The organism is Paracoccus sp. UBA5162 (assembly GCF_002413585.1).
Classification (GTDB): Bacteria; Pseudomonadota; Alphaproteobacteria; order Rhodobacterales; family Rhodobacteraceae; genus Paracoccus.
Window position 1 is genome coordinate 9,600 of record NZ_DHXG01000007.1, and the last position, 435, is coordinate 10,034.

At 72.6% G+C, this 435-nt stretch carries 1 pseudogene; it reads left to right on the forward strand.

Features of this window, described 5'->3' with window-relative positions:
* Positions 1-409: pseudogene (locus tag B4A72_RS00820) on the forward strand (amino acid dehydrogenase); the annotation flags it as partial.
* Between the last annotated feature and the right edge of the window lie 26 nt (positions 410-435).

Here is a 435-nt window from a genome sequence, read left to right on the forward strand (position 1 = left end):
GCGGCTGGGGGCCCGGATCTGCGCGGCGGGCGCGGTCTTCGATCAGCCGGCCGAGATCCTTGCGCCCTGCGCCCTGGGCGGCGTGCTGACGCCGGATGCCGCCGACAGGCTGCAAGCGCGGCTGATCTGCGGCGCGGCCAACAACCAGCTTGCGACGCCCGGCATCGCGGCCCGACTGCACCGGCGCGGCGTCGTCTATCTGCCCGACTACGTCGTCAATGCCGGCGGGATCATCAGCGTCGCCAGCGAAATCCACGGACAGGACGACGCCTGGCGGCAGTCCCGCCTTGAGGCCATCGCCGGGCGGATGCAGACGCTGCTGCAACGCGCCGAGGCCGAGGATCGCACCACGACCGATCTTGCCGATGACATGGTGCGGGCGATCCTGGCGGGCCGCGAAGTCGTCTGACGCCGCGTCCCGGCGCAGGCTGGCGC